The sequence below is a fragment of the Propylenella binzhouense genome (genome assembly GCF_009866965.1).
Classification (GTDB): Bacteria; Pseudomonadota; Alphaproteobacteria; order Rhizobiales; family Afifellaceae; genus Propylenella; species Propylenella binzhouense.
The window spans coordinates 91,387-100,266 of the sequence record NZ_SPKJ01000006.1 but is presented as its reverse complement, the minus strand read 5'-3'; the positions used below and the strand labels follow the sequence as shown (position 1 = coordinate 100,266).

Here is an 8,880-nt window from a genome sequence, read left to right as displayed (position 1 = left end):
CAGAGCCCGCGGATCCAGGCGCCGGCTGCAGCCCCGCTGCCGGCGCCGCGCCAGGGCCGGATCGTGCCGCAGCCGGCGGCCGCCGCGGAGACCGCGCTGCCGCCGATCGACCTGCTCGCCCGGCCGGATCTCACGCGCCGGGCCCAGATCGACCATGCGGGGCTGGAGCAGGACGCGCATCTCCTCGAAGGCGTGCTGGAGGATTTCGGCGTCCGCGGCGAGATCATCAATGTGCGCCCGGGCCCGGTCGTGACCCTCTACGAGCTCGAACCGGCTCCGGGCATCAAGTCCTCGCGCGTCATCGGCCTCGCCGACGACATCGCCCGCTCGATGAGCGCGATCGCCGCCCGCGTCGCCGTCATTCCCGGCAAGAACGCGATCGGCATCGAGCTGCCGAATGCCGTGCGCGAGACCGTGTATCTCCGCGAGCTCCTCGATTCGAAGGACTTTTCGGGCTCGAAGGCGAAGCTCGCGCTCGCGCTCGGCAAGAATATCGGCGGCGAGGCGGTGATCGCAGATCTCGCCCGGATGCCGCACCTGCTCGTCGCCGGCACCACCGGTTCCGGCAAGTCGGTCTCGATCAACACGATGATCCTGTCGATCGTCTACCGGCTGACGCCGGAGCAGTGCCGGCTCATCATGATCGACCCGAAGATGCTCGAGCTCTCCGTCTATGACGGCATCCCGCATCTCCTGACACCCGTCGTCACCGATCCCAAGAAGGCGGTGGTCGCGCTGAAGTGGACGGTCCGCGAGATGGAGGACCGCTACAAGAAGATGGCCAAGCTTGGCGTCAGGAACATCGACGGCTTCAACCAGCGGGTCCAGCTCGCCGCCAAGAAGGGCGAGGTCATCACCCGCACGGTCCAGACCGGCTTCGACCAGCAGACCGGCGAACCGATCTTCGAGACCGAGGAGCTGGACCTCGAGCCGATGCCCTACATCGTGGTCATCATCGACGAGATGGCCGACCTCATGATGGTCGCCGGGAAGGAGATCGAGGGCGCCGTCCAGCGCCTCGCCCAGATGGCCCGCGCCGCCGGCATCCACGTCGTCATGGCGACGCAGCGCCCGTCCGTCGACGTCATCACCGGCACCATCAAGGCGAATTTCCCGACCCGCATCTCCTTCCAGGTCACATCGAAGATCGACAGCCGGACGATCCTCGGCGAGCAGGGCGCGGAGCAGCTGCTCGGGCAGGGCGACATGCTCTACATGGCCGGCGGCGGCCGCATCCAGCGCGTCCACGGTCCGTTCGTCTCCGACGAGGAGGTCGAGGACATCGTCGCGTTCCTGAAGAGCCAGGGCGCGCCGGACTATCTCGATTCGATCACCGACGAGGACGAGGACGGCGAGGGGGCCGGCGACGTCTTCGCCGGCGGGCTGGAGGATTCGAACGACCTCTACGACAAGGCGGTGGCGGTCGTCCTGCGCGACCGGAAAGCGTCGACGAGCTACATCCAGAGGCGGCTCTCGATCGGCTACAACCGCGCCGCCTCGCTGATCGAGCGGATGGAGAAGGAGGGCCTCGTCGGTCCCGCCAACCATGCCGGGAAGCGCGAGATCCTCATGGGGCAGGACGGGGCGGCCTGAGCGACGCCCTTGTTTGTGCGTATTCGGTTCCTACCTCGCACGGAGACAGCACACGGACGATGCCATGAAGACAGCAGGGATCGCACGCCGGCTCGCGCTCGCGGCCGCGCTCTTCCTTTCGGCGCTGCCCTCCGCGCAGGCCTTCGGCGAACGGGAGACGCAGGCGCTCAAGGAGATTTCGGAGAAGTTCCAGTCCGTTCAGACCATGAGCGGCGACTTCGTCCAGTTCGGCCCCTCCGGCGAGAAGAGCGGCGGCGAGTTCTATCTGGCGCGGCCCGGCAGGATCAACTTCACCTACGACCCGCCCTCCGCGGTAAGCGTGATCTCCGACGGGGATTCCGTGCTGGTCTTCGACAAGAAGCTGCAGACCTACGACATCTGGCCGCTGTCGAAGACGCCGCTCAAATATCTGCTCCAGTCGAACCTCGACCTCTCCAGTTTCGAGAAGGTGAGCGCCGTCAACATCGAGCCGGATCTGGTCAACGTCACGATCGTGGACGATTCGCGGTTCGGCGGCGGCACGCTGACGCTCATCTTCGACCGGGTGACCAAGGAGCTTCGGCAATGGTCGGTGATCGACGACCAGGGCCTGCAGACCTCGGTCTCGATCTACAATGTCGACACCGACAAGAAGCTCGCGAGCAGCCTCTTCAAGATCGACTATGCCGCGGCGACCAACGCCGCGCGCGAGAGGAACCGCTGATCGGGTCCCTGGCACTCCGCCGGCCCCGGCGGTCGCACGGCCCAAGCTCTGGATAAGTGCAGACCGGCCGCCGCGAAGCCGGCCGGCCCTCTCGACACCGGCCCCGTTCGGCCCGAAAAGCGGACATGCCTCTCACCATCGCCACCTGGAACATCAACTCGGTCCGCCTCCGCATCGATCTCGTCCGCCGGTTCCTCCAGGAGCGACGGCCGGACGTGATCTGTCTGCAGGAAACGAAATGCGTCGACGGCAGTTTTCCGCTCGCCGCCTTCAATGAGGCGGGCTACCGCCATGCGGCGATCCACGGCCAGAAGGGCTATCACGGCGTCGCCATCCTGTCGCGGCTGCCGCTCGTCGAGACCGACCGGCGCCTGTTCTGCGGGCGCGACGACGCCCGGCACGTCTCGGCGGTCGTCGACTATTCCGGACGGGCGATCACGATCCACAATTTCTACGTCCCCGCCGGCGGCGACGAGCCCGATCCGGAGATCAACTGGAAGTTCGCCCACAAGCTTTCCTTCGTGGACGAAATGCTGGCGCTCAACCCGGAGCTCGCGCGGGAGCGCGCCATCATCGTCGGCGACCTCAACATTGCGCCGCTCGAAGCCGACGTCTGGTCGCACAAGCAGCTCCTGAGGGTGGTGAGCCACACGCCGGTCGAGACGGAGGGGCTTATCCGGGTGCAGCAGGACGGCAAGTGGGTCGACGTGATGCGCCAGTTCGTGCCTCCCGACGAGAAGCTCTTCACCTGGTGGAGCTACCGCTCTCCCGACTGGACGAAGAACGACCGCGGCAGGCGCCTCGACCATGTCTGGGCGACCGCCGACCTGGCGCTCGACGCCGTCGGGATGGAGGTGCTGAAGGAGGCTCGCAGCTGGGAGCGCCCCTCCGACCACGTCCCCGTGCTTGCGACCTTCGAGTAGATCAGACCTCGATCTGATCGAGACGGTCTGCGATCCCTCGGAGCTGGCGCGCCGTGCCGACGAGCCTCCTCGCCAGCCTCGATCGAAGGATCTGGGCGAATTCCGGATATTCCTCGAGGAGCCGAAGCATCGTGGCGCGCCGGATCTGGACAACGTCGCCGGCTTCGACCGTGACGATCGTCTCGTGCGCCTGGGCCCGGACGAGGAGCGCCATCTCCCCGATCAGCGCACCTGCCTTGAGCCTGCGGTTGCCGCCTTTCGCGGGCCGCGCTTCGAGACCGGCCGTCGCGACGACATAGGCGGCGTCGAGTTCGTCGCCTTCCGTGCAGAGGATCTCCTCCGCCGCCATGCTTCGGGTCTCCGCGGAAAAGGCGAGGAGGCGCAGCTGGTCCTCCGCGAAGCCTTCGAAGAACGGCGCTCGCCTGAGAAGGTCGATGCTGACGCGCAGCGAGATCGTCATCACTGTACCAGCTTGTAGCCGCCCGCTTCCGTGACCAGGATCTCGGCGCTCGACGGATCGCGCTCGATCTTCTGGCGGAGCCGGTAGATGTGCGTCTCCAGCGTGTGGGTGGTCACGCCCGAATTGTAGCCCCAGACTTCCGAGAGCAGAACGTCGCGGGTGATCGTCCTTTCGCCGGCCCGGTAGAGGTATTTCAGGATCGCGGTCTCCTTCTCCGTCAGGCGGATCTTCCCGCCCTTCTGATCGAGGAGAAGCTTCGCGGCCGGCCGGAAGGTGTACGGCCCGATCACGAAGGTGGCGTCCTCGCTCTGCTCGTGCTGGCGCAGATGGGCGCGGATCCGGGCGAGGAGGACGGCGAAGCGGAACGGCTTCGCGACGTAATCGTTGGCGCCGGCCTCCAGCCCGAGGATCGTGTCGGACTCCGTATCGTGGCCCGTTAGCATGATGACGGGCGTCCGGATGCCGGCCTTCCGCAGCAGCTTCACCGCCTCCCGTCCATCCATGTCGGGCAGGCCCACATCCATGATGATGAGGTCGACATGGCCGTCCCGGGCGGCCTTGACGCCGGCAGCCGCGGTTTCCGCCCGGGAGAGCTCGAACTCGTCGTAGAGCGCAAGCTGCTCCACGAGCGCATCGCTCAGCTCTTTGTCGTCGTCGACGATCAGGATCTTGCGTGACGTCATTCAGCCAACGTTCGTTTCCGGCGGAGAATATGCCAAAGGGACCCGCTGAGGCCAGTGCCCGGCAAACCGCTGCACGGATCGGATCATGAGGCGGCGCAATACTCGCTCGCAACCCCGGAGGCCATCTCTGATTCGCGTGATTCCGCGTCCGGGATGCAAGTCTCAAGGGATGTTGATCATCGGTGACCGGCACATCCCCTGCGCGCTCGGCCGATCGGGCGTGACCCGCTTCAAGCGGGAAGGCGACGGCGCGACGCCGGCGGGTCCTCTTCGCCTCCTCGCGCTCATGGTGCGCCGGGATCGGTTGCCCGGTCCCCGCGCGCCAGTGCGGCTCAGGCCGATCCGTCCCGGCGACGGCTGGTGCGACGATCCTTCCAGCGGCGTCTACAACCGCCCCGTCCACCTGCCGTGCCGCGCCTCGCACGAACTGCTCTGGCGCGACGACCGGCTCTACGACGTCGTGGGCATCCTCGACTGGAACATCCGTCCGCGGACGTCGCGGCGCGGCAGCGCCATATTCCTGCACCTTGCCCGGGCCGGCCTCGCCCCGACCGAGGGCTGCATAGCCCTGCGCCGGGAGGACCTATTCCGCCTCCTCGCCGCCCTCGGACCCCGGCCCGCGTTCCTGGTCGCCGCCGCTCCGCGCCCGCGGCGCCGGTGACGCACGCCCGCCGAAGAGGGCGCTGCCGACCCGGACATGGGTCGCTCCGAAGGCGATCGCCGTCTCGAAATCCGCGCTCATCCCCATCGAGAGGCCGCTGGTGCCGGCCTCCCTGCCGATCTTCCCAAGGAGCGCGAAATGGGGTCCGGGCAGATCGTCGACGGGCGGGATGCACATGAGCCCGTCGATCGCCAGGCCGTGAACCTCCCGGCAGCGGCGGACGAAGCCCGCCGCCTCGCGCGGCGACACGCCGGCCTTCTGCGGCTCCTCGCCGGTGTTCACCTGGACGAAGAGCTCGGGCGTCCTCGCGCCCGCCGCAATCTCCCTGGCGATCGCGACGGCGAGACGATCGCGGTCGAGCGAATGGATGGCGTGGAAGAGCGCAAGCGCGTCCTTCGTCTTGTTCGTCTGCAGCGGCCCGATCAGGTGAAGCCGGAGATCGGTGTGCCGGGCGAGCAGAAGCGGCCATTTGCGGGCGGCCTCCTGGACTCTGTTCTCGCCGAACACCATCTGACCGGCATCGATCAGCGGAGTGACGGCTTCGGCCGGAAAGGTCTTGGAGACTGCCACGAGCGTGACCATCGCGGGATCGCGACCCGCGCGGCCGGCGGCCGCCTCGATGCGTGCGCGGACATCCGAAAGTCGCTCGGCAGCCGTCATCCGAAATCCTTCCTGCACGGGGCCTGCCCGGCTCTGCCTGGTTGACCGGCTCAACCAATTTTGCTGAAGCTCTGCCCCCGTCCGACGAAACCGATAGCAATGTCCTCCGAACGCTACAATCCGCGCGCCGTGGAGGCGCATTGGCAGGCCGTCTGGGCCGAGAAGGCGCTCTTCGCGTGCCCGAACGACGATCCGCGCCCGAAATATTACGTGCTCGAGATGTTCCCGTACCCGTCCGGACGGATCCACATGGGCCACGTCCGCAACTATGCGATGGGCGATGTGATCGCGCGGTACAAGCGGGCGCGCGGCTACAACGTCCTGCATCCGATGGGGTGGGATGCCTTCGGCATGCCGGCGGAAAACGCCGCCATGCAGAACAAGGTCCACCCCAAGGGCTGGACCTACGACAACATCGCGGCCATGCGCGAGCAGCTGAAGTCGATGGGCCTCTCGATCGACTGGTCGCGCGAGTTCGCGACCTGCGACGTCGATTATTACGCGCAGCAGCAGCGCCTGTTCCTGGATTTCCTCGCCGCCGGGCTGGTGAGCCGCAAGACCTCGAAGGTGAACTGGGACCCCGTCGACCAGACGGTGCTCGCCAACGAGCAGGTGATCGACGGCAAGGGCTGGCGCTCGGGCGCGATCGTCGAGCAGCGCGAGCTCACGCAGTGGTTCTTCAACATCACCGCGTTCTCCGAGGATCTGCTCGAGGCCCTGGAGGGGCTCGAGCGCTGGCCCGACAAGGTCCGCCTGATGCAGCGGAACTGGATCGGCCGGTCGGAGGGTTTGCGGATCCGCTTCGAGATCGCCGAAGGCGAGGGCACCGGAAGCTCGCTCGAGATCTTCACGACCCGGCCGGACACCATCTTCGGTGCCTCCTTCATGGCGCTCTCGCCCGACCACCCGCTCGCAAAGGCTTGCGCGGCGCGCGATCCCGAGCTCGCGGGCTTCATCGACGAGTGCCACCGGATGGGGACCGCCGCGGAGGCGATCGAGACCGCTGAGAAGCGGGGCTACGACACCGGGATCAGGGTCCGCCACCCGTTCGTCGAGGATCGTCTTCTGCCGGTCTACGTCGCCAATTTCGTGCTCATGGAATACGGCACCGGCGCGATCTTCGGCTGCCCGGCCCACGACCAGCGCGACCTCGATTTCGCCAATGCCTACGGCCTGCCGGTGCGCCCGGTCGTGCTGCCGGAGGGCGCCGATCCCGCGACGTTCGCGATCGGAACGGAAGCCTTCACCGGCGAGGGACGCATCTTCCACTCGGACTTCCTCGACGGGATGATCGTGGAGGCAGCCAAGCAGGCCGTCGCCACGCGGCTGGAGCAGCGCCAGTTGGGCGGCGTTCCGCAGGCGGTCCGCGAGGTCAATTACCGCCTGCGCGACTGGGGCATCTCGCGCCAGCGCTACTGGGGCTGCCCGATCCCGATCATCCATTGCGAGGCCTGCGGCGCCGTGCCGGTCCCCGTCGCCGACCTTCCGGTCGTGCTGCCGGACGATGTCGAGTTCGACCGGCCGGGGAACCCGCTCGACCGCCACTCGACCTGGAAGCACGTCGCGTGTCCGCAATGCGGCGGCGAGGCGAGGCGCGAGACGGACACGATGGATACGTTCGTCGATTCGTCCTGGTATTTCGCGCGCTTCACCGCGCCCGACGCCGACACGCCGACCGTCGCGAGCGCCGTCGACTACTGGCTGCCTGTCGACCAGTATATCGGCGGCATCGAGCATGCCATTCTGCACCTGCTCTATTCGCGCTTCTTCACCCGCGCGATGCGGGAGACGGGCCATATCGGGATCAAGGAGCCGTTCGCCGGCCTCTTCACGCAGGGCATGGTGGTCCACGAGACCTATCGCGGCGCCGACGGCCGCTGGCTCGCGCCGAGCGAGGTGCGCGTCGAAGGCGAGGGCTCCGAGCGCCGCGCCGTCCTCGCGGCGACGGGGGAGGTCGTGACGATCGGCTCCATCGAGAAGATGTCGAAGTCGAAGCGGAACACCGTCGACCCGTCCGACATCATCGCCACCTACGGCGCCGACACGGCGCGCTGGTTCATGCTCTCCGACTCGCCGCCGGACCGCGACGTCATCTGGACGGAGGCGGGCGTGGAGGGCGCGCACCGCTTCGTCCAGCGGATCTGGCGGATGGTGGCGCGCATCGCCGAGGTGCTTCCCCCGCCCGGCCTGCCGGCGCCGAACCGCTTCTCCGACGAGGCGCTCGCGACCCGGCGTGCGGCGCATCGCGCGCTTCGGGAAGTCACCGGCGACATCGAGCGGCTGCGCTTCAACCGCGCCGTCGCGCAGCTCTACGAACTCGCCAATGCGCTCGCCGCCGCGCAGCCGGGCGGCGCGGATCAGCTCTGGGCGCTCCGGGAGGGCTACGACATGCTCGCGCTGATGGTGGCGCCGATGATGCCGCATCTCGCCGAGGCGCTCTGGCGCGAACTCGGCCATGATACGCTCGTCGCGGAAACCCCCTGGCCGGTGCTCGACGAATCCCTCCTCGTCGAGAGCACGATCCTTCTTCCGGTTCAGGTGAACGGAAAGAAGCGCGGCGAGGTGAGCGTCGCGGCCGCCGCCTCGCAGAGCGAGATCGAGGACGCGGCGCTGGCGCTCGAGCCGGTGCAGCGTATCCTCGAAGGCCGTCCGCCGAAGAAGGTGATCGTCGTGCCGAACAGGATCGTCAATGTCGTGGCTTAGGCCGCTCGCCGCGCTCGCCGTGACGCTCGCGCTCGCCGGCTGTCAGGTCCGGCCGCTCTACGCCACGCCGCCCGACGGCGTCGGCGCGGCGCAGGCACTGCCGGCGATCGCCGTCGACCCGCCTCTCAACCGGCCGGAACAGGTGTTCCGCAACAGGTTGCTGTTCGGGCTGCGCGGCGGCGGCGAAGGTGCCGCAAACGCTTACAGCCTGGGCTATCGGCTGATACTCGGCGAAGCTGCGCTGGGCGTCGAGCCGGTGACCGGCACGCCGGCCTCGTACCAGATCATCGGCAATCTCTCCTTCATCCTGAAGGATGCCAGGACCGGCGCTGCCCTCGTCCAGGATCGGGTGACCTCCATGGCCTCCTTCAACCGCTCGACGCAGGACTTCGCGAACATCCGGGCGCGGCGCGATGCCGAGGACCGGGTATCGGAGACCCTCGCCGAACTCGTCGAGGTGAGGCTGGCCGCCTTTTTCGCCGAGCGCTGATCGG

The 8,880-nt window shown here is 67.7% G+C and carries 9 protein-coding genes; 6 read left to right on the top strand and 3 right to left on the bottom strand.

Going from position 1 to position 8,880, the window contains the following annotated elements:
- The 3 genes from E4O86_RS03785 to E4O86_RS03775 all read left to right on the top strand — a co-directional run.
- On the top strand, nt 1–1,593 hold a 1,593-nt coding region (locus tag E4O86_RS03785), incomplete at its 5' end, for a DNA translocase FtsK (protein ID WP_281351538.1).
- Between the two features lie 64 nt (nt 1,594–1,657).
- On the top strand, nt 1,658–2,296 hold the full coding sequence (locus E4O86_RS03780) for an outer-membrane lipoprotein carrier protein LolA (RefSeq protein ID WP_161139182.1): 639 nt from the start codon (nt 1,658–1,660) through the stop codon (nt 2,294–2,296).
- A gap of 125 nt (nt 2,297–2,421) precedes the next feature.
- Nucleotides 2,422–3,219: an exodeoxyribonuclease III gene (locus tag E4O86_RS03775; protein WP_161139181.1), complete on the top strand. Its 798-nt coding sequence runs from the start codon at nt 2,422–2,424 to the stop codon at nt 3,217–3,219.
- A 1-nt stretch (nt 3,220) separates the two neighbouring features.
- Here E4O86_RS03775 and E4O86_RS03770 read toward each other — a convergent pair whose 3' ends face one another.
- Nucleotides 3,221–3,679, bottom strand: coding sequence for a Crp/Fnr family transcriptional regulator (locus E4O86_RS03770; protein ID WP_161139180.1), 459 nt, complete (start codon nt 3,677–3,679; stop codon nt 3,221–3,223).
- A complete protein-coding gene (locus E4O86_RS03765) occupies nt 3,679–4,362 on the bottom strand; it encodes a response regulator transcription factor (protein ID WP_161139179.1) in 684 nt (227 codons plus the stop codon). The genes E4O86_RS03770 and E4O86_RS03765 overlap by 1 nt, the downstream gene beginning before the upstream one ends.
- 85 nt (nt 4,363–4,447) lie before the next feature.
- On the opposite strand from E4O86_RS03765, the gene E4O86_RS03760 reads away from it, so the two are divergent.
- The gene (locus E4O86_RS03760; protein WP_161139178.1) at nt 4,448–5,023 is read left to right on the top strand and encodes a L,D-transpeptidase family protein; all 576 of its coding nucleotides are present in this window, start codon (nt 4,448–4,450) and stop codon (nt 5,021–5,023) included.
- On the opposite strand, the gene E4O86_RS03755 is transcribed toward E4O86_RS03760, so the two are convergent.
- Nucleotides 4,946–5,683, bottom strand: coding sequence for a YggS family pyridoxal phosphate-dependent enzyme (locus tag E4O86_RS03755; RefSeq protein ID WP_161139177.1), 738 nt, complete (start codon nt 5,681–5,683; stop codon nt 4,946–4,948). The two genes, E4O86_RS03760 and E4O86_RS03755, sit on opposite strands and share 78 nt — an antisense overlap.
- Nucleotides 5,684–5,782: 99 nt before the next feature.
- Here E4O86_RS03755 and leuS point away from each other — a divergent pair, with 99 nt between their 5' ends.
- A complete protein-coding gene (gene leuS, locus E4O86_RS03750) occupies nt 5,783–8,386 on the top strand; it encodes a leucine--tRNA ligase (protein ID WP_161139176.1) in 2,604 nt (867 codons plus the stop codon).
- 19 nt (nt 8,387–8,405) lie between these two features.
- Complete coding sequence (gene lptE, locus E4O86_RS03745; RefSeq protein WP_161139175.1) at nt 8,406–8,876, top strand: LPS assembly lipoprotein LptE; 471 nt, start codon at nt 8,406–8,408, stop codon at nt 8,874–8,876.
- Nucleotides 8,877–8,880: the final 4 nt, after the last annotated feature.

Excerpts from the sequence above, each read along its gene's own strand:
- E4O86_RS03780 (WP_161139182.1), top strand. The coding sequence starts at position 1,658 with ATGAAGACAGCAGGGATCGCACGCCGGCTCGCGCTCGCGGCCGCGCTC.
- E4O86_RS03775 (WP_161139181.1), top strand. The coding sequence starts at position 2,422 with ATGCCTCTCACCATCGCCACCTGGAACATCAACTCGGTCCGCCTCCGC.
- E4O86_RS03770 (WP_161139180.1), bottom strand. The coding sequence starts at position 3,679 with ATGACGATCTCGCTGCGCGTCAGCATCGACCTTCTCAGGCGAGCGCCG.
- E4O86_RS03765 (WP_161139179.1), bottom strand. The coding sequence starts at position 4,362 with ATGACGTCACGCAAGATCCTGATCGTCGACGACGACAAAGAGCTGAGC.
- E4O86_RS03760 (WP_161139178.1), top strand. The coding sequence starts at position 4,448 with ATGAGGCGGCGCAATACTCGCTCGCAACCCCGGAGGCCATCTCTGATT.
- E4O86_RS03755 (WP_161139177.1), bottom strand. The coding sequence starts at position 5,683 with ATGACGGCTGCCGAGCGACTTTCGGATGTCCGCGCACGCATCGAGGCG.
- leuS (WP_161139176.1), top strand. The coding sequence starts at position 5,783 with ATGTCCTCCGAACGCTACAATCCGCGCGCCGTGGAGGCGCATTGGCAG.